The sequence below is a fragment of the Pseudomonas sp. CHM02 genome (assembly GCF_000612585.1).
Lineage (GTDB): Bacteria > Pseudomonadota > Gammaproteobacteria > Pseudomonadales > Pseudomonadaceae > Aquipseudomonas.
The window spans coordinates 1-20317 of sequence record NZ_JFCA01000066.1 but is presented as its reverse complement, the minus strand read 5'-3'; the positions used below and the strand labels follow the sequence as shown (position 1 = coordinate 20317).

The following is a 20317-nucleotide window of genomic DNA, read 5'->3' as shown; positions in this document are numbered from 1 at the left end:
AAGAGGTTTACCCCATGTCTACGCAACCTGCCGAGTTTGAACTGTCCATCAGCCGCCTGATCGATGCGCCGCGCAGCCGCGTGTTCCGTGCCTGGACCGAACCCGCCTTGCTCCAGCAATGGTGGGGCCCCCACGGCATGACCACCCCCGAGTGTGAAATGAACCTGTGGGTCGGTGGCCTGTTTCGCACCTTGATGCGTGCGCCCGACGGCACCGAATACCCCACCCAGGGCGTATTCCTGGAGATCGTCGCGCCACGGCGATTGGTGTTCACCGATGCCTTCACGCCGGGCTGGATTCCGTCGGGCAAGCCATTCATGACCGCCGAAGTGACCCTGCAGGAAGTCGACGGCAACAAAACCCTCTACACCGCCCGCGCCCTGCACTGGAGTGCCGAAGACAAACAGGCGCACGAAGCCATGGGCTTTCACGACGGCTGGGGCCAGAGCCTGGATCGGCTGGTAACGTTGGTGACCCAGGGCATGCACGATTGACCTTCTCGGTCGATGCTATCTACCGCAGCGAATCACGCCGGGTACTCGCAACGCTGATTCGCTTGCTGGGCGACTTCGATTTGGCCGAGGAAGCCCTGCACGAAGCGTTTTTGGTCGCGGTACAGCGCTGGCCGCTGGACGGTGTGCCGGACAATCCGCGCGCGTGGCTGGTGTCGACCGGGCGCTTCAAGGCCATCGACCGTCTGCGCCGCCAGGCACGTTTTACCCCGTTGTTGCAGGAGCAGGCCGACGCACTGGAGGCGGCTGACTGGAGTGATGAAGACGTGGAGGACGACCGCCTGCGCCTGATCTTCACGTGCTGCCACCCGGCGCTGGCCGCCGACGCGCAGGCGGCGCTGACGTTGCGTGAGATCTGCGACCTCACCACCGAGGAAATCGCCCGGGCGTTCCTGGCCACGCCGGCCACCATCGCCCAGCGCATCGTGCGGGCCAAGGGCAAGATCCGCGAGGCCAGAATCCCGTATCAGGTGCCGTCCCTGGCCGAGTTGCCCGAACGCCTCGACAGCGTGTTGCAGGTGATTTACCTGGTGTTCAACGAGGGTTATTCGGCGTCCATGGGCGCCGACCTGACCCGCGAGGAGTTGACGCGTGAAGCCATTCGGCTGGGGCGTTTGCTCATGGAGTTGCTGCCCGAGCCGGAAGTCATGGGGCTGCTGGCGCTGATGCTGTTGCACGAATCCCGCCGCTCGGCGCGTACCTCGGCCAACGGAGAGTTGGTGCTGTTGGATGAACAGGACCGATCGTTGTGGGACGCGTCCCTGATTGCCGAAGGCTGCGCATTGGCAGAGCAGGCGCTGGGCACTCGACGCTTTGGCCCGTATGGCTTGCAGGCGGCGATCGCGGCGGTGCATGCCGAAGCCGCCCGTGCCGATGAGACGGACTGGCCGCAGATCGTCGGGCTCTACGATGTATTGCTCAGGGCAATGCCGTCACCCGTAGTCGCACTGAACCGCGCCGTGGCGGTGGCCATGCGGGACGGGCCGCTGGCGGGTTTGCAGCAAGTGGAGGGGATTCTGGCGCGGGGCGAGCTGTTGGATTACCACTGGGTGTATTCGGCGCAGGGGGAGTTTTGTCGGCAATTGGGGCGTGTCGAAGAGGCGCGAGCAGCCTACGAAAAAGCCCTGTCACTGACCCAGCAGGCTCCGGAAAAACGCTTCCTCGAAAGGCGCCTGGCCGAGCTGCAGTCCCTCCAACGCTGATGGTCCAAATGTGGGCGCAGGCAAGCCAGCTCCCACAGTGAACCGAGTTGTTTGCACTATCCGGGTTATGGCTGCTGACGCGTCGCCGCCAACACGATCTCGCGAATGCACACATGCTGCGGCTGTTGGTAGGCATAGGCAATCGCCGACGCCACGTCATCGGCGCTGAGTACGGTGCCCCCCATGTCCTGTTTCCAGGCCTGGTAGCCGGTCTTGATCGCTTCGTCGGTGGTGTGGCTGAGCAGTTCGGTTTCCACTGCCCCCGGGGCGATAGTGATCACGCGCACATTGCTTGGCGACAATTCTTCACGCAGGTTTTCCGAAATCCCATGCACGGCGAACTTGGTACCTACATACGCCACGTGATTGGGGAAGGTCTTGCGCCCGGCCACCGAACTGACGTTGATGATGGTGCCGCCCTTGCGCGCAACCATGCTGCCCGCCACTGCGTGGATGCCGTTGAGCAGGCCTTTCACATTGACGTCGAGCATCTGCTCCCACTGCGCCGGGTCTTGCTCGCTGACTGCGCCCAGCAGCATCACGCCGGCATTGTTGATCAGCGCATCGGCCGGGCCGAATTGGGCTTCGGCTTCCTGAACCGCGGCAACCAGGGCAGCGCGGTCGGTGATGTCGACGCCACGGTTCAAGGTGTTCGGCAGGCCGAGGTCGTTAAGGCGATCAATGCGACGCGCCAACAGCAACAACGGGTGGCCGGCGGCCGACAACCGGCGGGCGGTGGCTTCGCCGATACCGGAGCTGGCACCGGTGATGATGATCAGTGGCTTGCTCATGAAGTAACTCCTGGAATAAGAAAAAGCGATAACTGAAACGTGGCCGCAGTATATTTACCGTCGTCAAGGCTGAAAAATGCCTTATTCCTCTGTCAGCCATCGGATTCAGCTATGGATGTTCGTCACCTGAAGGCATTTCTCGCGGTCTTTGAAGAACGCAATATCACCGCCGCGGCCCAGCGTTTGTTCATCAGCCAGCCGACCTTGTCGGTGACCATCAAACAGTTGGAAGACGAGTTGGGCGTGGCGCTGTTCGTACGCCAGCCACGGGGCGTGGACGTCAGCGCCGAAGCGCGGGTGCTGTACCCCCAGGCACGGCGCATGGTGGCGGAAGCCGAGGCGTTGAGCCGTCTGTTTCGCGGACGCGAAAATCGCATCACCCTGGAACTGGGCGTGGAGGGCGACATTGCCGACAGCCAGATCGAAACTTTCTTGCGCATGGCGCACCAAGGTCTGCCGGGGTTACTGCTGACCCTGCAGGAAGGCTGCGAAGGCGAAGGGCGCCTGGCCGTGGAGGAAATGTGCTGCGAGGACGAATTGTTCCTGCCGCTTTGGGAAGAGTCCTACGTGATGGCATTGCCCGCTGCGCACCCGATGGCGCAACCAGGCAAGGAACAGGCCTGGGCACCGATTGAAGACTGGATCACCTGCCCGCAACACGACTCCCATCAACGTTTGATGGCCTTGTATGGCCGCTCGCCGCAATCGGTTGCCGGGCATGCGGGGTCGCTGACCCAGGCGTTGCACATGGTGGCGGCCGGTGTGGGCGTGGCGATGCTGCCGCAGTCGCTGGTGGCCGAGCGGGCAGGCGTGGTGATTCGTGAATGGCACCTGCCGGCACCCACACGCCGAGTCGGATTGTGCTTCGCCGCTCAAGCATTGGCGTTGCCCGCATTACGTGCCCTGCACGAATATTTCCAGACCCACCGCCCGCCGCAGCTCGTAGCGGCCTGACGGGCGATCCACGTTGGACTGACACACCGCTATGGCTGGCAAGCCAACGCCTGAAGTTTGATGTGTATTGGCCAGGCGAAATTATTCAAGCATCTGGCTCAACATCCAGCTTCCCGCCGGCCCCGGCGGATGCTGCCGCGACCACAGCGCATCCACTGCCACCGAGCGTGGCCAGCCGCGAACGTTGAGCTCAACCAGCCCGGCATTGCCGAAGCGCTCCACCAGCCAGCGTGGCAATTGCGCCCAGCCGAAGCCCAGTTGAGCCATCTCCATCAGCATCAGAAAACTCGGCGCCGACCACACACGGCCCGAGGGGCGTGTTTCGTTGGGGCTGATGATGCTTGCCAGACGCAGTTCACGGTGTTGCTGCAAGGCGTGCGGGTCGATGTTTTCTACGCGGGTCAATGCGTGGGTGGGCGCGACGAACAACGCGATTTCCGCGCGTTCGGCCACGGGCGAGTGAGTCAGGTCGGGTGGGTAAACCTCCTGGGCCTCGATCAGGGCAATCTGTGCCCGGCCGCTTTGCACCAGGGCGATCAAGTCTTCGCACTCCGCGATCAGCCATTCCAGTTCAAGGTCTGGGTAGCGCTGTTCGAAGGCCTTGAGGGCGAGCTCAAAGCGTTCCGACTGGTACGTATCGGACATGGCGATGGTTACCTTCGGCTCCAACCCCTGGGATAGCTGACTCGCCACCAACTCAAGGCGACTGCTGGCCTCCAGCACCTGTTCGGCGCGCTGCAGCAGCACATGGCCGGCCGGCGTCAGTGTCGGCTTGCGGCTGCTGCGATCGAACAGCACCACATCCAGGTCAATCTCCAGGCTCGCCACCGCCGCGCTGACGGTGGACTGGCTCTTGCCCAGCTTGCGCGCCGCCGCGGAAAACGAACCTTGGGTGGCCGCCTGGACAAACGCTTGCAGCACTTCGTGGGAGGCCATGACTATCGCCTTGATCGATGGTTATTAGTTATGAAGTATCGAGTCAAAGGGTAATCATGGCAACCATCGTCATTCACGGAGCCGGGTTATGACCCCTACCAAGTCGATTACTGAACGTGTTTGCCAAGCCCTGGGTTTTGAAGGCCTGGCTTTGTTGATCTGTACACCGCTGCTGGTGTGGATCACTGGCAGGCCAGCCTTGGAAATGGGCGCGGTGACCTTGGGTCTGAGCCTGTTGGCGCTGACCTGGAACATCATTTTCAACAGCCTGTTCGACCGCCTCAAGGTGCGCCTGCAACTTTCCGGTGGCGGCTGGACTCGGGTGCTGCATGCGCTGATGTTCGAAGGCGGACTGATCATCGTCGCCGTGCCGTTGATCGCCATCTGGCTGAACATCAGCCTGATGCAGGCGTTTATGCTCGACATCGGTGTACTGCTGTTTTTCCTGCCGTACACCTATGTCTATCACTGGGGCTATGACGTACTGCGCGAGAAGTTTCTACAGAAACATGCCGCCCGACGCCTCGATGCGCTGCCCCGTGATCCAGTTGCTGCCGTCGGCCAGCAGGACGCCGATGGCACCGCCAATATCGTCCGGTAAGCCTGCCCGGCCCAGGGCTGTGTTGTTGGCGACCATCGCATTCACATCCGGGTTGTCGCGCACCGCGCCGCCGCTGAAGTCGGTGGCAATCGCGCCAGGGGCCAGGGTGTTCACGGTAATGCCGCGCGGGCCCAGCTCCTTGGCCTGGTAACGGGACAGCACTTCTATCGCGCCCTTCATCGACGCATACGCCGCATACCCCGGCAGGCTGAATCGCGCCAGGCCGCTGGAAATATTGATGATGCGCCCGCCATCGCTGATCAGCGGCAGCAGTTTTTGCGTGAGGAAAAACGGCGCCTTGAAGTGAATCGCCACCAGTTGGTCGAACTGCGCTTCGGTGGTCTCGGCAAAGCTGGCGTGGGCGCCGATGCCGGCGTTGTTGATCAGAAAGTTGAAGTGATCCTGTGCAAATACATCCTTGAGCAAGCGGCCGACTTCACCGACAAAGCCATCGAAGCTGCCACTCTGGCTCACGTCCAACTGCAACATGGCGGCGCGGCCACCCAGTGCTTGAACCTGTTCGACCACCGCTTGGGCTTCAGCCGCCGCGCTGTGGTAAGTGCCGATGATATCGACGCCCTGCGCTGCCAGGTGCAACGCAGCGCTTTTGCCCAAGCCACGGCTGGCGCCGGTGATGAGTGCGATTTTACGGGTCATGGTGCAGTCCTCTCAGGTGATCAGTGGGCCCAGTGTATTTATTCGCCCATAACGTGATAAACAGCGCTATACCGGAATCACTGGCCGGATAAGGCGAACAATCCCATGAACAAACTTGAGCTGCTGCGCACCTTCGTGCGCGTCACCGAACTGTCGAGTTTTACCCAGGCCGGCGAGAGCCTGGGGCTGCCGCGCTCCACGGTGTCCGAGCATGTGCAGGCGCTGGAGGAACTGCTTGGCGCGCGCCTGTTGCAGCGCACCACGCGCAAGGTGCAGGCGACTCAGGACGGCCGGGTGCTGTACGCGCGCAGCAAGGATCTGCTGTCGCACATGGAGGAACTGGAAGGGCTGTTTCGCCAGGATGAAGCCCAGCTCAGCGGGCGTATTCGGGTGGACATGCCCAACGTGATGGCGCGGGGCATGATCCTGCCGCACTTGCCGCTGTTCATGGAGCGCCACCCGCTGATCCAGATGGAAATCAGCAGCTCGGACCGCCAGGTCGACCTGATTGCCGAAGGCTTCGACTGCGTCTTGCGGGTGGGTGCCCAGCCTGATCAAAGCGTGGTGGCGCGCCGAGTGTGCAGCATGTCGATGGTCAACTGCGCGAGTCCGGCCTACCTGCAGCGCCATGGCGTGCCCCAGACCCTGGCTGACTTGGCGAACCATCAACTGGTGCATTACGTACGGCCGCTGGGAGCACGTTCATCCGGCTTCGAATATCAGGCGGGCGGCAAGGTGCTGCGGGTGCCGATGGAAGGGCGTGTCACCGTCAACAGCACCGATGCTTATCAGGCCGCGTGTCTGGGCGGCTTCGGCATTACCCAGGTGCCGCTGCTGGGTGTGCGCGATTTACTGGCCCAAGGCGAATTGATCAGCGTCTTGCCGGACTACTTGGCGTCACCGCTGGAGGTATCCCTGCTCTACGCCGGCCAACGGCATTTGCCGCAACGCGTGCGGGTGTTCATGGACTGGTTGGCCGAGACCCTGCAAGCCCATCTTTAACGCCGTGCCGATAACTGCTGCGGTGCCAGGAAGGCGTCGTGGAAGTAATCCCGCACCGCCTGCATCGCCGGGGTGAACGCGCGTTCGCGGTGCCAGGCCAGGCCCACGCTCATCGGCGTGACCGGGTCGGTGACGGTCAGGGTTTCGATGCGTTTGCCTTCCAGCGACCAGGGCCGATGCACCAGGTCCGACAGGATCGCCACGCCGCTGCCGTTGGCGACCATGCTGCGCACCGCTTCCACCGAACTGGTGCGCAGCCGCACCTTGGGCGTTTGCCCGGCCTGTTCCCAATAGCGCATGGCGCTGTGTTCGGCCTCGTCGACGGTGAGCAGGATGTAGGGTTCCCGGGCCACGTCGGCGAGGCTCACGGCGCCGCGTTCGCACAAGGGGTGATGGCTGGGCAGCCACAGGCGGCGTTCCGAATTGAACAGGATTTCCGAGACAATATCCGGGTGGGTGAGGTTGGCGGTGAGCACCACGGCCATGTCGAATTGGCCATCGAGCAGGCCTTGCTCGATGGCCTGGCGTTCCTGCTCGAAGACCTCGATGGTCACGTCCGGGTGCCAGTGTTCCATGCGCTGCAAGTGGTGCGGCAGGAAGTAGCCGAGCACCGTGTAGCTGGCGGCCAGGCGCAGCACGCCGCTGGCGCGGTAGTCGGGCAGCGGGCTGTTCAGTGCGTCGTCGACGCTGCGCAGAATCACGTAGGCACGGTTGAGAAAGTGCCGGCCGGCGTCGGTCAGGTTCATGCCCTGGGCCGAGCGCACGAACAACTGCACGCCGAGCATGCCCTCCAGTTCCTTGATCGCCGTGGTCACCGCCGACTGGGAGATGTTCAGGTGGATGGCCGCCTGGGAAATCTGGCCGATTTCGGCGGTGGCCACGAAGTAGCGAACTTGGCGCAGGGTCAGGGACATGCCGCATTCCTCGTAGGCGCCCGGCTTGCCGGCGATGGCGTCATCTGACCTGTCACAAGGCTTGAGACCGCTATCGCCGGCAAGCCGGGCTCCTACTGTGGGGGGGTGAAGTGGGGTATCTGATTTTCAGAAGATGGGCTATCTGATAATAGATCTTCCCAAGGGGTCAAGCCGCGGCCTACTTTTCCAGCATCACTTAGGCGGAGCGACTTCGATGCAGGCAGTGGATTTCAACTCGGACATGGGCGAAGGCTTCGGCCCCTGGACCATCGGCGACGGCGTCGACGCGGAACTGATGGCCTATATCAGCTCGGCCAATATCGCCACCGGCTTTCATGCCGGCGACCCCGGCACCATGCGCCGCACTGTCGAACGCGCCAAGCAACTGGGCGTGGCCATTGGCGCGCACCCGGGCTTCCGGGATCTGGTCGGTTTCGGCCGTCGCCACATCAACGCCCCGGCCCAGGAGCTGGTCGACGATATGCTCTACCAGCTCGGCGCCCTGCGTGAAATCGCCCGCGCCCAAGGCCTGACCCTGCAACACATCAAGCCCCACGGCGCGCTGTACATGCACCTGGCTCGTGATGAAGAAGCGGCGCGGCTGTTGGTGCAAAACCTGCGCATCATCGAGCCCACGTTGCGGCTGTACTGCATGCCCAACTCGGTGATCTGGCGCATCGCCACGGAGCTGGGGCAGCCAGTGGTGCGCGAGTTTTATGCTGACCGTGAGTACGACCTGACGGGCTCCATCGTGTTTACCCGCACCGTTCGGGCGCTGGACCCTCCGACGGTGGCGGCGCGCGTCCTGCGCGCCTGTCAGACCGGGCTTGTGCGAACAGTAGAAGGCGAAGACCTGTTCATCGAATTCGATTCCATCTGCCTGCACAGCGACACCCCCGGTGCGCTGGAGCTGGTGGAAGCCACCCGCGAAGCCTTGGACCAAGCCGGCATCATGGTCAAAACACCCGAATAAAAACGGTCCCGTATTTTTTTCGCCTGCCTTTCTACAATGATTCCAAGAGGAACAGACATGGCTGAAACGTCCCCCATCCGCTACAGCTTCGGCGGTGATGAACACCTGTTTGCCGAGGTCAGCGACAGCATGTCCCTGGAGGCCTTTTTCAAAGGCATGGCGGTGACCCGCGCCGTGGAGCGCCTGGCGCTGGAAGGCGTACTGGATGTGTGCCTGGCCAATGCGTCGTTCCAGATTCGCTTCGACCCCGACCGCATCGCGCCCCACGTATTGCTCGATGCGGTGCAGACCGCCGAAGCCCAGGCCGTGGCCGAACGTACCCTGCACACGCGCATCATCGAAATCCCGGTGCTCTACAACGACCCCTGGACCCATGAAACCCTGATGCGCTTTCGCGACCGCCATCAGGACCCCAGCGGCACCGACCTGGAATACGCCGCACGCATCAACGGCCTGGCCGATGTCGAGGCGTTCATCGCTGCCCACAGCGGTGCGCCGTGGTTTGTATCGATGGTCGGCTTTGTCGCGGGGTTGCCGTTCATGTTCCAGATGGTCGAGCGCGAGCGCCAACTGCAGGTGCCCAAGTACCTGCGCCCGCGCACTGACACGCCGAAACTCACCCTCGGCCATGGCGGCTGTTTTGGTTGCATCTACTCGGTGCGCGGCGCCGGTGGTTACCAGATGTTCGGCGTGACCCCGGCGCCCATCTACGACCCGGCGCAGCAGTTGGCGTACCTGAAGGAACACATGGTGTTCTTCCGCCCCGGCGATATCGTGCAGTTCAAACCGATGGACCGCGATGCCTACGATCTTGCTGTCGCCGAAGTGGATGCCGGACGTTTCGACCTGCGCATCCGCCCGGTGGAATTTTCCCTCGATGCCTTTCTCGCCGACCCCATCGGCTATCCGAAAAACCTGCAGGAGGCGCTGGCATGATCAAGGTCCTCAAACCCGGCCTCGCCACCTCCGTGCAAGACCTTGGCCGCGAAGGTTATTACCACTTGGGCATCCCGCCGTCAGGTGCGCTGGACCAGTATGCATTGAGTGCGGCCAACCATTTGGTGGGCAACCCGGCCGGCGCGGCGGGATTGGAGTGCACACTGATCGGCCCCGAGCTTGAGTTTCAGCAAGACGCGTTGGTGGCCCTCAGTGGCGCCTTGATGTCGCCGCGCCTGGACGGTGAAGTGGTGCATCAGGACACCGCATTCCAGGTGCGTGCCGGGCAGGTCTTGCGCTTTGAATTTCCCAAGGCCGGCGCCCGCACTTACCTCGCGGTGGCCGGTGGCATTGACGTGCCATTGGTGCTTGGCAGTCGCTCCACCTACACCCTCGGCGCACTCGGCGGGTTTCACGGTCGACGCCTGCAGGAGGGCGATGAATTGTCCATCGGTGTGCCTGGCGAAACAGGCCGAGCGGGCAACAGCCTGCCGATGGCGTTGCGCCGTTCAGTGGGCGGGGATGTGACCCTGCGTGTGGTGCCGGGGCTGTATTACGAACGCCTGACGGATGCGGCCAAGAGCAGCTTTTTTGCCGAGCCGTGGACCGTGGGTTCCGAAGCCGACCGCATCGGCTATCGCTTCAAGGGCGGCAGTGCACTGAGCTTCCAGCCACGGGAGCAGCCGTTTGGCGCGGGGTCGGATCCGTCGAACATCGTCGACAGTTGCTACCCGATTGGCTCGATCCAGGTACCGGCCGGCCTGGAGCCGATCGTGTTGCACCGGGACGCGGTGTCGGGTGGTGGCTACGCGATGATCGGCACGGTGATCAGCGCCGACCTGGACCTGATCGGGCAGATGCAGCCGAACCAGCGCGCGGGGTTTGTGGCGGTGACGCTGGAGGAAGCGCTGGAGGCGCGGCGTCTGTACAAAAAACGGCTGAAGGCTATGACTGGGCTCTTCAATCACTGAAGAAATACAAATCCAAATGTTGCCCTGTGTGGTGTCAGAAGAGTTGGGTGAACAGCCAGTAGAGGCTACCTGACAGCAGGATGGCGGCCGGCAACGTCAGCACCCACGCCATCGCCAGGTTGCGGATCGTGCGCATCTGCAACCCGCCGCCATTGGCCACCATCGTCCCCGCCACACCCGACGACAACACATGTGTCGTCGACACCGGCAGCCCATACATGTCCGCCGCACCAATGGTCAGCATTGCCACCATCTCCGCCGAGGCGCCCTGGGCGTAGGTCAGGTGCGTCTTGCCGATCTTCTCGCCGACGGTCACCACGATGCGTTTCCAGCCCACCATGGTGCCCAGCCCCAGGGCGATGGCCACGGCAATCTTCACCCACAGCGGAATGAAGCGTGTGGAGTTGTCGATCTGTTGCTTGAACAGTTGCAGCTTGCCCTGGGTATCTGCGTCGAAATTGCCAACCTTGCCCTTGTCCATCAGGCGGATGGTTTCGCTGGTCAGGTACATGTCGTTGCGCACGTTACCGACGGCTTCGGCAGGCACCTTGGCCAGGGAACCGTAGCCTTTGACTTCATCACCGATCTGCCCGGCCAGGGCGGCGAGGGCCGGCACCAGTTCGGCAGTGGGTTCCTTGGTGCGCACATACGTCGAGAGGATCGGTCGTGGATCGCCGGTCAGCGCTTGCGGTGCGCTTTTCACCAGGGCGACCTGGGTGACTTCGGCGACTGCCGCGAACTGCAACGACTGCTCGGCCGGCATAGTGCGGTTCAGCGCGTAGGCCATCGGCAGCGTGCCTACCAGGATCAGCATGATCAGGCCCATGCCTTTCTGCCCGTCGTTGGAACCGTGGGCAAAAGACACGCCAGTGCAGGTGGCAATCAGCATGCCGCGGATCCACCACGGCGGCGGGGTGTCGCCTTTTGGCGCCTTGTACAGCGCGCGGTTCTTGACGAAGGCACGCAGGGCCAGCAACAGCATCGCCGCAAACGCAAAGCCGATCAGCGGCGACAGCAGCAACGCGTAACCGATCTTGATCGCCTGGCTCCAATCCACGCCGCTGGTGCCGTCACGCCCGTGCATCAAGGCATTCGCCACGCCGACGCCGATGATCGAGCCGATCAGGGTATGGGACGACGACGCCGGCAAACCCAGCCACCAGGTGCCGAGGTTCCACAGGATCGCGGCGATCAACAGGGCGAAGATCATCGCGAAACCGGCCGACGAACCCACCTGCAGAATCAGCTCGACCGGCAACAGCGCAATGATCCCGAATGCCACCGCTCCACTGGAGAGCAGTACGCCGAGGAAGTTGAAAAATCCCGACCACACCACCGCAAAATGCGGCGGCAACGAGTTGGTGTAGATCACCGTCGCCACAGCGTTGGCGGTGTCGTGGAAGCCGTTGACGAACTCGAAACCCAAGGCGATCAACAGCGCCACGCCCAGCAGCAAAAACGGGGTCCAAGTGGTGAGCTGGGCGCCCATTTCGTGCATGTCGTGCATCAGGCTGTAGGCGGTGAACAACAGGCCCATGGCGAGCACGGCGAAGAAGATGATCACCGTCACCAGGCCGGGTTTCTTGTCCAGCCTGGGTTTGGAGTCTGCAGGTGACGCGTGGGTGGAGGCAGTCAGGGAAGGGGTGGCCATGCCGGAGCATCCAGTGTGGGGAGGATGTCGTTCATAGTCATTGCAGAATGTTACAAAGATGCTGCCACAGGTCAGTGTTTCATCGATCCGCCATGCCGCCGGTCCATAAACACCACACCCTGTAGGAGCCGGCTTGCCGGCGATAGCGGTGCATCAGGCAATGAAGGGTTACCGGCAGAACGCCATCGCCGGCAAGCCGGCTCCTGCAGTTGATAGCCCTTCAATTCAGTAGTCTTTGCGCTTTCTGAAGGCCCAGCGCCCGGCAATCAACGTGAAGGTCGCGACGAGCGCCACCAGAATCCAGAAGCCTTCCGGGTCCTGGGAAAGTGGCACACCGCCCACGTTCATGCCGAAAAAACCGGCGATGATGTTGATGGGCAACGCCAGCACCGTCACCACGGTGAGGGTGAACAGCGTGCGGTTGCTTTGCTCGTTGAGGTTGGCGGCGATCTCTTCCTGCAACAGTTTGATGCGTTCGCCCAAGGCCATCAGGTCGTTGATGATCAGCGCAAATTCCTCGGTGGATTTACGCAACTCCTTCACGTCCTCCTTCTGTAGCCACTGCGGTGGCCGGTTGAGCAGGCGCAACAATGAGCCCGGCTCCAGCGCCAGCAGGCGCTGCAGGCGCACCAGCACCCGGCGCGCCGCACCCAGTTCGGCGCGGTTGGTGGACAGGCGTGAGGACAGCAACTGGTCTTCGATATGGTCGACGCTGATGCTGGTCTTGCGCACGATCTGCGTCAGCACTTCACCCTGGTCGCGCAGCAAGTGCACCAGCAACGCCAGCGGCGAGCGAAAGCTTTCACCCGCCTTTACCGACGAGCGCAGCTTGTCCACCGAGTGCAGCGGTTGCAGGCGCGCGCTGATGAGCAAGCGACTGCGGGCGCACACCCACAGCGTGGAAATATCCGACGACACCATGCTGCTGAAATTGAACACAACGTCGTTGACCACCGCCAGCAAGGCTGAGTCGACGTGTTCGATACGCGTAGAGCGCGAGCCCTCATGCAGGGCTTCGAAGAACTCTTCCGGCAGGTCCAGGTGTGCCTGCATCCAGCGCTCACACGCCGCGTGGGCGAGGTTCAGGTGCAGCCACAAAAACTCTTCCGGGTCGGCGGGTTCCCGCAGGGCCTGGAGCGCCGTGGCCGAATCGATCTGCTCGCCCTTTTCACCGGGGCGAAAACGGAAACCGTAAAGCAAGCCAAACAGATCGGAGTCCTGGTGGCTGTGGTCGATGCTGTGGTTCATGAGGGCTCGCAGAGAAAAGGCCTGTAGGACGTTTCACAGGTCGCGTAGCGAATGATTGCAAGGGGATTTGACAGTTTTGTGACGGTTTGCGAATTATTTCGTTGTGGTGACATTTATTTGACCGCCTGTCAGGAATCGTTCAAGAAGCCTCTAGCACGGCCGATTCAAGGTGTTAAGAACCGCTGTGGATGGGCGGTGCCTTTGAGGACAAGGAAGTTACGGCGTGCATGCACCATTTCCTTGTATCGAGGCTTTTCCCCGATGAATGTTTTGCGAACCTCCCTGAGAGCACAAATCCTCTCGCTGCTCGGTGGCAGCCTGTTGGCGATATTGTTGATCGCCCTGGCCTGTTTCAATTTCCTGTCCAACGGGGTGCAGAGTTATCGCAGTTTGATCGAGGGGCCGTTACTGACCTCACAGCTGATCGACGAGGCCAACCTGCAATTCAAAGTGCAGGTGCAGGAATGGAAAAACGTGTTGCTGCGCGGCAAGCAGCCTCAGGACATGGAGAAATACTGGGGCCAGTTCCAGGACCGCCAGCGTGATGTGCAAGGCATCCTCACGCGGCTGGTCACCCAGACCACCAGCGATCCGGCCCTGAGCCGACGCATCGAAACCCTGCGCCAGGAACACCAGCAACTGGGTGTGGCCTACCAGAAGGGCCGCGACGCCTACGTGGCGGCAGGCGGCGATGCAACCGCCGGCGACACCGCGGTCAAGGGCGTGGACCGCGCCGCCAGTGAGCAGATGAGCGCGCTGGTCAGTGACCTGCGCGAACAAGGCAGCCAGCAATCCAAGGCCATCAGTGCCTACGCCGAGCGCACCGTGCTGGTGGGCCTGGCGATCATGCTGCTGTCCGGCGTGTTGATCGGTTTGTTCAGCCTGTGGTTGATCAACCGTAACCTGATCCTGCCGATCCGCAGCCTGATCGACTACGTGACGCAACTGAGCCATGGCCGCTTCGCCGAGCGTGTGGCCAGCCGTCGCCAGGACGAATTGGGCCATCTGGCCGCCGCCGCGAATACTTTGCGCGACTTCCTCGCCGAAACCTTCAGCCGCCTGCAGCGCAGCGCCACCGACCTGGTCAGCGCCAGCGGTGAGTTGAACGCTATCGCCGGGCAGATGGCGACCGGCACCAGCGATCAATTCAACCGCACCGACCAGGTGGCCACGGCCATGACCGAAATGTCGGCCACCGCCCAGGAAGTCGCGCGCCATGCCGCCAGTGCTTCCCGTGCTGCCGACGAGGCGGACCATTCAGCCCGTGAAGGCGGTGAAGTGATGAAGGTCACCATCGCGACCATCGGCCAGATGCGCAACGAGATCCTCAACACCGGCACTATCATCCGCCGCCTGGAAACCGATAGCGTACGCATCGGCAAGGTGTTGGAAGTGATCCGTGGCATCGCCGAGCAGACCAACCTGCTGGCGCTGAACGCCGCCATCGAGGCCGCGCGCGCAGGCGAAGCGGGCCGTGGGTTTGCGGTGGTGGCCGATGAAGTGCGCAGCCTGGCGCAACGCACGGCGGCGTCGATCATCGAGATCAATGGGATTATCGAAGCGGTGCAGACCGGCGCGGTGGATGCGGCCGAGGCGATCGTGAGCGGCCAGTCATGCAGCGACGAGAGTGTGGAGAAGGTCACCCAGGCCGGCGCCATGCTCGCTCACATCACCCAGGCGGTGGAGGCGATCCGTGACATGAACCGCCAGATCGCCACGGCGGCCGAGGAGCAGACGTCGGTGGCCGAGGACATTTCGCGCAACATCACGCAGATCACCACGGTGGCGACCGCCAACCTCGACAATGTGCAACGCACCGAAGCGGCGAGCCACAACCTGCGCGGGTTGTCGAGCGAGTTGAATGAGGTGACGGCGCGCCTCGGCGCCTGATCAGCCCGTAGGCAGGCTGAACGTGAACACGGTGCCGTGCTCGGCGGTGGTGGAAACGCTCAATTCACCGCCATGGGCATCGGCAATCTGCTTGACGATATACAACCCCAGTCCCAGACCCGCCTGGGGGGTATCCTTGGCGGGACGTGAGTAGGGTTCGAACAGCCGGGGCAAGGCTTGCGCGTCGATCTGCCCGGGGTTTTTCACGGTCAGGTTGAAACGATCCTGCTCGATCTTTGCCGTGACCTCCACCGGGCCATCGTGACGGCCATGGTGGATGGCATTGGCCACCAGGTTGGAGAGCAACTGCGCCAGGCGGTCACGGTCGCCGCTCACGCCCTGCAAATCGCCGATATCCGCGCGGATCACCCGTTGCGGGTGCACGCTCTGCACCTCCGAGACCACGTGCTGCAATGCCTGCTGCAAACCCTTGCAAGCGCTGATGTTCAACGGAATACCGCTGCCCATGCGGCCACGGGCAAAGTCCAGCAGGTCTTCGACCAACTGCGCCGCGCGGCGACCGCTGGCGAGGATATGGCGTACGAGGGTGTCGGTGGCGGGGTGTGGGAATTTGCGCAGCAGCCGTTCGGCGCCGAAGTTGATGGCAAACAGCGGGTTGCGCAGGTCGTGGCCGAGCACCGCGATGAATTGCTCGCGCAGTTCGGCGGTGCCGCGTTCTTCCTGCAACTGCGCTTGGGTGCAATGCGCAGCTTCTTCGTCTTCGATCTGCAAGGACAGCACCCGGGCGAACGATTCCATGGTCGTCTGGATACTGCTGCTGCGCAGGTCGGCGGGGTTGGGATCAAGGGCGCAGATCGTGCCGAAGAACTCGCCGTTGGTGCGGAACACCGGCACCGAAATGTAGCTTTCAAATTGGTAGAGACGCGGGGTGTGGTGGTCGTGGTAAAGCGGATCTTCGCTGGCCTTGTCGATCACCACGGACACGTGGGAGCCGCGAACTTCATGGCAGATCGTGGTGGTCAGGTCCAGCTCACCGCCCACCCCGAGGCCGAAGTCCAGTTGGTCGAGCACGGCGCAGGCGGTCCAGGTGTCGTCGGTCACCCGCGCCACGGCGGCAAAGCGCAGGCCGGTCATGTCGCTGATGACTTTGAGCATCGCGGGTACGGCACTGATTCGACCAAGGGTGGCGATGTCGGCGGCTTTTTGCTCCATGCAGCACTCTCGATCCGGAAGGTGGTGAGCGTTATGCCCTCGTCGATGGGGGGGATTTTAGCGACCTTGCGCGATGTAGGTGTAATTTCATTCGTTAAATTGAGGGTTTTCCTACGCGCGGACATGAAAAAACCGCGCAACCCGAAGGTGGCGCGGTTTTAAGTGAAGCGGTTACTCAGCTGTCGATCTTGTCTTCCAGCACGGCGCCGGTCTTGGCGTCGAGCTTCACTTCAAAGCGCTTGCCGGCGGTATCGGTCAGGTCGACTTCGTAGACCAGCACGCCGCTGCTGTTGTGGTCCAGTTCGGTGTCGGTGATGGTGGCGCCTTTGTGTGTGGCCAGTGCGGCGTTGTTGAGTTGCTCGAAAGGCTTCACGGCGCCGGACTTGAGCAGGCCTTCAATCTGGTCGGGGCGAACATCAGCCTGGGCCAGGCCAGCGGTCAGGGTCAGGGCAGCAGCGGCGAACAGAGCGGTCAAGGTTTTCATGGTGTGTGTCCTTCTCGGGTGAGCTGTTTAAGTGGGATCAGGTTAACCACCGCAACTTAATTCACCCTTAATTAATTCAACCGGTTGCGCCGTTTGTTCAATTCGCCCGGGGCGGGGGATTTCATGCTGGAGGCTCACTTGAAGGGAGACTCGGCATGAAACGGTTAGTGAGTGGGATCTATGCGCCTGCATTTCTGTTCGGCTTTATCGCTTGCGGACTCTGGCAACCGCACGCGCTGATTCTGCTGTTTGTGACAGCGGTTGCAGTGTCATTCCTGGCGGAGCAGTGGTTGCCCTATGAACCGCAGTGGAATCGCAGCCTCGGTGATCGTCGGCGCGACACCTTGCACGCTTTGGTCAACGAAAGCCTGAACGCCGTGGGCCTGCTGATCCTGCCTGGGCTCACGGCGCTGCTGGCGTTCGAAGGCATCTGGCCGCGTGGCTGGCCGCTATGGCAGCAACTGTTGATGGCGATCGTGCTCGCCGATGCCGGCATCACCTTGATGCATTACGCCAGTCACCGCATCGCCGTGCTGTGGCGCTTGCATGCGGTGCATCACAGCGTGCAGCGGCTTTACGGTTTCAACGGTTTGATGAAGCACCCGTTGCATCAGATGCTCGAAGCCACGGCGGGCTTGCTGCCATTGATCCTGTTGGGCATCCCGCTGGACGTGGCGCAGTTGCTGGCGCTGGCCATTGCCCTGCAACTGCTGTTGCAGCATTCCAATGTGGACATGCGTCTGGGGCCATTGCGCTGGGTGTTCGCCTGGGCGCCGGTGCATCGGTTTCACCACATGAAATACGGCCGTGCCGGGGATGTGAATTTCGGGCTGTTCTTCAACCTGTGGGACGGGTTGCTGGGCACGGCGTTTTATCGTGAGGGCTATCGCATGGGGCCGGGTGACTTGGGGATTGGCAGCCGGCCGGATTTTCCGCTGGACTATGGGGCGCAATTGCGCGATCCGTTCAGGCCGGTTTGCCTGAGCAAGGAACCGCCATTGCCGCAAGATTTACGTTAACAGGTGAACATCCAGCTGGCGCAATGAGGCCGCCGCCGTCACACCAAACAACTGCTTCATGGTCCGCGAGAAATGCGCTGAATCAGCAAAGCCCGCACCGTGGGCGGCCTCGGTCAATGTGCCACCGGCCAGCGCCAATTGCAGGGCGATGCGCAACCGTCGCCACACTACCAGCCGGCGTACGGGCAAACCGAGTTGATGGGAGAACAGCCGCTCCAGTTGGCTCAATGACAGGTGTGCTGCCTCGGCCAGGGCCTGGGCTGAGACTTTACCGGTGAGTTGTCGATCGAGTGCGGCGAGGGCGCGTTCCAGGCGCGGATCATCCAGGCTGCGCCGGGGAAGTCGGCGCAAGGCCTCCAGGGACAGGTCCTCATGCAGCAAAGGGGCGACATCAAACACGGCAGGTTCGGCATACAGCACCGTGACCTCACCTTGAGTCTCGAGAATGGCGTGGGTGTGTCGCGAAGGGATGAACAGGCGGTGGGCCGTGATGACCTGCCCTTCGAGGCTGACCGTGATCGGCGCGCCGGGGCAGACCATCAACTGGTGGGCGTAGTGCGCATGGGGCGCGGTGCGCCCCAGTTCGCCGATGATCAGGCCGTAGTCACGCCCCAACCACAGGCGGCCTGACCATTCGGCCTTCACTCAGTACTTATAGTCGTTCAGCAGGTCCTGCACGCTGGACGACGGCCAGCGCTTGTAGAACTTCAGCAGTTCGGCGGCGCGGTTGGTGAAGATGCCATCGACGCCGGCCTTCATCACTTTTTCGAAGTCCACCGGCTCATCCACGGTGTAGACGTGCACCAGCAGGCCTTTGTCGTGGGTCAGCTTGTTCATCTCTGGCTTGACCAGGTCCGAATAGCTCTGGTCGCCGTGGTTGGTCAGCTCAGCCGATGGGCCGGTGCCGATGGCGCCGAGGCTCTTGGCTTCGTCGACCCATTTTTCGAACTCGGCAGCGTCTTTTGGCTCTTGCTTGGCGTAGTAGGCGGCCTTGGTGGTTTCGCCGGACTCGGCGAAGGTCTGCTTGTTTTTCGGCTCGATGCTGCCTTCACCCACCCACAGCAACAGGATTTTCGGGGTGTTGGGCATTTCTTTCTGCAGCTCTTTCAGGCTGGCGACTTCGAAGGTTTGCAGCACCACACGGCCCTTGCCCTGGCCGACGCCGGTATTGCTCTTGCCCAGTTTGGAACCGGCGGAGCTCAGCCAGCCTTTGTCCAGCAGCTTGTTCTTGAGGTCGGCTTCGATGCCCGGGAATTGCTTGGGCTCTTTGGTTTCGATGTACAGGCCGGGTTTGTGCTGCGGGTTGCCTTCGGCGATCTTGATGATGTCGTCCAGGCTCTGGATTTTCAGGCCGACGAAACCTGGGCGCGCGCGGTCCGGGTAGGCGGCGTTGAACCAGCTGCCGGCGTCGAGGGTTTGCAGTTCTTTCCAGGTGAATTCGTTGGCCGGGGCGTCCTTGCGGTCCGGGAACTTGGTCGCCACGTCGGTGGTGCGCTGCAGGTTGTTGTCGTGCAGGGCGAACAGCACGCCGTCCTTGCTGCGTTGCAGGTCCATTTCCAGGTAGTCGGCACCCAGGTCGCGGGCGATCTTGTAGGCCGCGGCGGTGGATTCGGGGGCATCAAAGGAAGCACCACGGTGGGCGATGACGGCAGGGTAGGGGATGCCTTCGTTGGTCGCCAATTCAGCCGGGCTGATCGGGTCTTGCGCATGTGCCTGGCCAAGGCCGAGCATCAGGGCGAGCAGCAGGGCGCTCTTGGTAAACGTGACAGGCATATGCGAAGTCCTTTCGTGGAGGTAACTTTGAGAAGGCCTCCTTTTTAACAATTGATTGCGAAAGGCGCTATCACCAAACCGACATTAACGTGCGCACGGGCAAAATTTTCGGGTTTTCAGGGGATGCATTGCAGTATTCTTGCCCGCAGCTGCCCCGTCAGAGGGCGGTACTTTCCGCCACGCGTGTAAACCATCTTTCCAGTCCCAGTGGGACTTTTCAGTGAGGTTTACCATGCGCATCACCTCCGAGCTTATCTGCCAGGCCGCCGACCAACTCCACGGTTTTGTTGGCCTCAATCGCAAGACAGGCCAGTACATCGTGCGTTTCAGCGAAGATTCCTTCGGCATGGACGTGGCCGATGACGGCATCATCCCCACCGCCGAATTCGTCTGGCTACCGGCCCCGGAGCAGACCATGACCCTGTCCCGTGACCGAATCCAGTTGCTGCTGGACCAGAATATCGACGACCGCATCAACATCACCGAGCCGTTGCGGGTGTATATGCGGCGGGTGGAGATTCCACAGATCAGTGCGTTGCGCAGTCTGGTGAGCTAGCCCTGTGGCGCTCGACTTTTTTTGGCAGGCGTACTTGTTGTGGTGAGCGGGCTTGCCCCCGCGCTGGGGCGCGA

Annotated in this window: 21 protein-coding genes and 1 pseudogene; 12 read left to right on the top strand and 10 right to left on the bottom strand. The window is 62.1% G+C overall.

Going from position 1 to position 20317, the window contains the following annotated elements; genetic code table 11:
• The first annotated feature begins 14 nt into the window (after positions 1–14).
• Both BM70_RS0128260 and BM70_RS0128255 read left to right on the top strand, forming a co-directional pair.
• Entirely contained in the window at positions 15–494 is a 480-nt protein-coding gene (locus tag BM70_RS0128260; protein ID WP_025859141.1) for an SRPBCC family protein, read from the top strand.
• The gene (locus BM70_RS0128255) at positions 491–1714 is read left to right on the top strand and encodes an RNA polymerase sigma factor (protein WP_025859140.1); all 1224 of its coding nucleotides are present in this window, start codon (positions 491–493) and stop codon (positions 1712–1714) included. Before BM70_RS0128260 ends, BM70_RS0128255 begins: the two co-directional genes overlap by 4 nt.
• A 65-nt stretch (positions 1715–1779) precedes the next feature.
• On the opposite strand, the gene BM70_RS0128250 is transcribed toward BM70_RS0128255, so the two are convergent.
• A complete protein-coding gene (locus tag BM70_RS0128250) occupies positions 1780–2505 on the bottom strand; it encodes an SDR family oxidoreductase (RefSeq protein WP_025859139.1) in 726 nt (241 codons plus the stop codon).
• Positions 2506–2616: 111 nt separating this feature from the next.
• Here BM70_RS0128250 and BM70_RS0128245 point away from each other — a divergent pair, with 111 nt between their 5' ends.
• On the top strand, positions 2617–3459 hold the full coding sequence (locus BM70_RS0128245; protein ID WP_025859138.1) for a LysR family transcriptional regulator: 843 nt from the start codon (positions 2617–2619) through the stop codon (positions 3457–3459).
• An 81-nt stretch (positions 3460–3540) separates the two neighbouring features.
• Here the strand turns inward: BM70_RS0128245 and BM70_RS0128240 are convergent, their stop codons facing one another.
• Positions 3541–4395, bottom strand: coding sequence for a LysR family transcriptional regulator (locus tag BM70_RS0128240; protein ID WP_025859137.1), 855 nt, complete (start codon positions 4393–4395; stop codon positions 3541–3543).
• Positions 4396–4483: 88 nt separating this feature from the next.
• Between BM70_RS0128240 and BM70_RS0128235 the strand changes: the two genes are divergently transcribed.
• Entirely contained in the window at positions 4484–4996 is a 513-nt protein-coding gene (locus BM70_RS0128235; protein WP_025859136.1) for a multidrug/biocide efflux PACE transporter, read from the top strand.
• Here BM70_RS0128235 and BM70_RS0128230 read toward each other — a convergent pair.
• The gene (locus BM70_RS0128230; protein WP_025859135.1) at positions 4895–5653 is read right to left on the bottom strand and encodes an SDR family NAD(P)-dependent oxidoreductase; all 759 of its coding nucleotides are present in this window, start codon (positions 5651–5653) and stop codon (positions 4895–4897) included. The two genes, BM70_RS0128235 and BM70_RS0128230, sit on opposite strands and share 102 nt — an antisense overlap.
• A gap of 105 nt (positions 5654–5758) precedes the next feature.
• On the opposite strand from BM70_RS0128230, the gene BM70_RS0128225 reads away from it, so the two are divergent.
• A complete protein-coding gene (locus BM70_RS0128225) occupies positions 5759–6655 on the top strand; it encodes a LysR family transcriptional regulator (protein ID WP_025859134.1) in 897 nt (298 codons plus the stop codon).
• Here the strand turns inward: BM70_RS0128225 and BM70_RS0128220 are convergent.
• Positions 6652–7569 (bottom strand): LysR family transcriptional regulator, encoded by a 918-nt coding sequence (locus BM70_RS0128220; protein ID WP_025859133.1) that lies wholly within the window; start codon positions 7567–7569, stop codon positions 6652–6654. The two genes, BM70_RS0128225 and BM70_RS0128220, sit on opposite strands and share 4 nt — an antisense overlap.
• 214 nt (positions 7570–7783) lie before the next feature.
• On the opposite strand from BM70_RS0128220, the gene BM70_RS0128215 reads away from it, so the two are divergent.
• From BM70_RS0128215 to BM70_RS0128205, 3 genes are read left to right on the top strand one after another with little or no spacing between them, the layout of a single operon-like run.
• On the top strand, positions 7784–8542 hold the full coding sequence (locus BM70_RS0128215; RefSeq protein WP_025859132.1) for a 5-oxoprolinase subunit PxpA: 759 nt from the start codon (positions 7784–7786) through the stop codon (positions 8540–8542).
• A 57-nt stretch (positions 8543–8599) separates the two neighbouring features.
• A complete protein-coding gene (locus BM70_RS0128210) occupies positions 8600–9478 on the top strand; it encodes an allophanate hydrolase subunit 1 (RefSeq protein WP_025859131.1) in 879 nt (292 codons plus the stop codon).
• Positions 9475–10449: a biotin-dependent carboxyltransferase family protein gene (locus BM70_RS0128205; protein WP_025859130.1), complete on the top strand. Its 975-nt coding sequence runs from the start codon at positions 9475–9477 to the stop codon at positions 10447–10449. The genes BM70_RS0128210 and BM70_RS0128205 overlap by 4 nt, the downstream gene beginning before the upstream one ends.
• Positions 10450–10483: 34 nt before the next feature.
• Here BM70_RS0128205 and BM70_RS0128200 read toward each other — a convergent pair whose 3' ends face one another.
• Together BM70_RS0128200 and BM70_RS0128195 are read right to left on the bottom strand one after the other, a co-directional pair.
• Entirely contained in the window at positions 10484–12100 is a 1617-nt protein-coding gene (locus BM70_RS0128200) for an inorganic phosphate transporter (RefSeq protein ID WP_025859129.1), read from the bottom strand.
• 225 nt (positions 12101–12325) lie between these two features.
• Positions 12326–13348, bottom strand: a complete 1023-nt coding sequence (locus BM70_RS0128195; protein WP_025859128.1) for a transporter — start codon at positions 13346–13348, stop codon at positions 12326–12328.
• Positions 13349–13399: 51 nt separating this feature from the next.
• On the opposite strand from BM70_RS0128195, the pseudogene BM70_RS34075 reads away from it, so the two are divergent.
• Positions 13400–14305 (top strand): annotated as a pseudogene (locus BM70_RS34075) (hypothetical protein); the annotation flags it as partial.
• Between the two features lie 165 nt (positions 14306–14470).
• Complete coding sequence (locus tag BM70_RS34070; RefSeq protein ID WP_371262188.1) at positions 14471–15238, top strand: methyl-accepting chemotaxis protein; 768 nt, start codon at positions 14471–14473, stop codon at positions 15236–15238.
• On the opposite strand, the gene BM70_RS0128185 is transcribed toward BM70_RS34070, so the two are convergent.
• Together BM70_RS0128185 and BM70_RS0128180 are read right to left on the bottom strand one after the other, a co-directional pair.
• Positions 15239–16411, bottom strand: a complete 1173-nt coding sequence (locus BM70_RS0128185) for a GAF domain-containing sensor histidine kinase (RefSeq protein ID WP_025859126.1) — start codon at positions 16409–16411, stop codon at positions 15239–15241.
• A gap of 175 nt (positions 16412–16586) precedes the next feature.
• The gene (locus BM70_RS0128180) at positions 16587–16895 is read right to left on the bottom strand and encodes a PepSY domain-containing protein (RefSeq protein ID WP_025859125.1); all 309 of its coding nucleotides are present in this window, start codon (positions 16893–16895) and stop codon (positions 16587–16589) included.
• 155 nt (positions 16896–17050) lie between these two features.
• On the opposite strand from BM70_RS0128180, the gene BM70_RS0128175 reads away from it, so the two are divergent.
• Positions 17051–17914 (top strand): sterol desaturase family protein, encoded by an 864-nt coding sequence (locus BM70_RS0128175; RefSeq protein WP_025859124.1) that lies wholly within the window; start codon positions 17051–17053, stop codon positions 17912–17914.
• Here BM70_RS0128175 and BM70_RS0128170 read toward each other — a convergent pair.
• Together BM70_RS0128170 and BM70_RS0128165 are read right to left on the bottom strand one after the other, a co-directional pair.
• A complete protein-coding gene (locus BM70_RS0128170; protein WP_025859123.1) occupies positions 17906–18559 on the bottom strand; it encodes an AraC family transcriptional regulator in 654 nt (217 codons plus the stop codon). The genes BM70_RS0128175 and BM70_RS0128170 overlap by 9 nt on opposite strands.
• The gene (locus tag BM70_RS0128165; protein ID WP_025859122.1) at positions 18560–19687 is read right to left on the bottom strand and encodes a glycerophosphodiester phosphodiesterase family protein; all 1128 of its coding nucleotides are present in this window, start codon (positions 19685–19687) and stop codon (positions 18560–18562) included.
• A gap of 232 nt (positions 19688–19919) precedes the next feature.
• Here BM70_RS0128165 and BM70_RS0128160 point away from each other — a divergent pair, with 232 nt between their 5' ends.
• Positions 19920–20243 carry a DUF2025 family protein gene (locus BM70_RS0128160; protein ID WP_025859121.1) on the top strand — a complete coding sequence of 108 codons (324 nt, stop codon included), beginning with the start codon at positions 19920–19922 and terminating at the stop codon, positions 20241–20243.
• Positions 20244–20317: the final 74 nt, after the last annotated feature.

Coding starts and splice junctions, on each gene's coding strand:
- BM70_RS0128180 (WP_025859125.1), bottom strand. CDS start 16,895: ATGAAAACCTTGACCGCTCTGTTCGCCGCTGCTGCCCTGACCCTGACC.
- BM70_RS0128165 (WP_025859122.1), bottom strand. CDS start 19,687: ATGCCTGTCACGTTTACCAAGAGCGCCCTGCTGCTCGCCCTGATGCTC.
- BM70_RS0128240 (WP_025859137.1), bottom strand. CDS start 4,395: ATGGCCTCCCACGAAGTGCTGCAAGCGTTTGTCCAGGCGGCCACCCAA.
- BM70_RS0128185 (WP_025859126.1), bottom strand. CDS start 16,411: ATGGAGCAAAAAGCCGCCGACATCGCCACCCTTGGTCGAATCAGTGCC.
- BM70_RS0128235 (WP_025859136.1), top strand. CDS start 4,484: ATGACCCCTACCAAGTCGATTACTGAACGTGTTTGCCAAGCCCTGGGT.
- BM70_RS0128175 (WP_025859124.1), top strand. CDS start 17,051: ATGAAACGGTTAGTGAGTGGGATCTATGCGCCTGCATTTCTGTTCGGC.
- BM70_RS0128225 (WP_025859134.1), top strand. CDS start 5,759: ATGAACAAACTTGAGCTGCTGCGCACCTTCGTGCGCGTCACCGAACTG.
- BM70_RS34070 (WP_371262188.1), top strand. CDS start 14,471: ATGGCGACCGGCACCAGCGATCAATTCAACCGCACCGACCAGGTGGCC.
- BM70_RS0128250 (WP_025859139.1), bottom strand. CDS start 2,505: ATGAGCAAGCCACTGATCATCATCACCGGTGCCAGCTCCGGTATCGGC.
- BM70_RS0128260 (WP_025859141.1), top strand. CDS start 15: ATGTCTACGCAACCTGCCGAGTTTGAACTGTCCATCAGCCGCCTGATC.
- BM70_RS0128195 (WP_025859128.1), bottom strand. CDS start 13,348: ATGAACCACAGCATCGACCACAGCCACCAGGACTCCGATCTGTTTGGC.
- BM70_RS0128205 (WP_025859130.1), top strand. CDS start 9,475: ATGATCAAGGTCCTCAAACCCGGCCTCGCCACCTCCGTGCAAGACCTT.
- BM70_RS0128230 (WP_025859135.1), bottom strand. CDS start 5,653: ATGACCCGTAAAATCGCACTCATCACCGGCGCCAGCCGTGGCTTGGGC.
- BM70_RS0128245 (WP_025859138.1), top strand. CDS start 2,617: ATGGATGTTCGTCACCTGAAGGCATTTCTCGCGGTCTTTGAAGAACGC.
- BM70_RS0128215 (WP_025859132.1), top strand. CDS start 7,784: ATGCAGGCAGTGGATTTCAACTCGGACATGGGCGAAGGCTTCGGCCCC.
- BM70_RS0128220 (WP_025859133.1), bottom strand. CDS start 7,569: ATGTCCCTGACCCTGCGCCAAGTTCGCTACTTCGTGGCCACCGCCGAA.
- BM70_RS0128200 (WP_025859129.1), bottom strand. CDS start 12,100: ATGGCCACCCCTTCCCTGACTGCCTCCACCCACGCGTCACCTGCAGAC.
- BM70_RS0128160 (WP_025859121.1), top strand. CDS start 19,920: ATGCGCATCACCTCCGAGCTTATCTGCCAGGCCGCCGACCAACTCCAC.
- BM70_RS0128210 (WP_025859131.1), top strand. CDS start 8,600: ATGGCTGAAACGTCCCCCATCCGCTACAGCTTCGGCGGTGATGAACAC.